Below are 342 nucleotides of genomic sequence, written 5' to 3'. Positions count from 1 at the left end.
GCGGGACGCGCACGATCCACCGGCAGCGCCAACTCCTCCGGCAACCCCGCAAGCCGCTCCCGCCAAAACCCCACCTGACGGTCGAACACACTCCCCTCAACACCCTCCACACCCAGCACCTCGCGCTGCCACAACGCGAAGTCCGCGTACTGCACCGGCAACTCCGGCCACTGCGGAGCCTCGCCGGCGAGACGGGCACGGTAGGCCGTGGTGAGGTCGGTCGAGAGCGCAATCAGCGACCAGCCGTCGGCCACGATGTGGTGCATGGTGAGCAGCAGCACATGCTCGGCCCGCTCAGCAAGGGAGAACAGATCCGCGCGCAGCAGAACGTCGTCCGCGAGG

1 protein-coding gene is annotated in these 342 nt (G+C 68.7%); it reads right to left on the bottom strand.

Annotation, left to right across the window (positions count from 1 at the left end; translation table 11 throughout):
* The coding region (locus tag NP777_RS47365) for a condensation domain-containing protein (protein WP_256656397.1) at window positions 1-342 on the bottom strand (342 nt) is incomplete at both ends.

This window comes from Streptomyces rugosispiralis (assembly GCF_024505145.1).
GTDB lineage: Bacteria > Actinomycetota > Actinomycetes > Streptomycetales > Streptomycetaceae > Streptomyces > Streptomyces rugosispiralis.
This window is presented reverse-complemented; position numbering and strand designations above follow the sequence as displayed.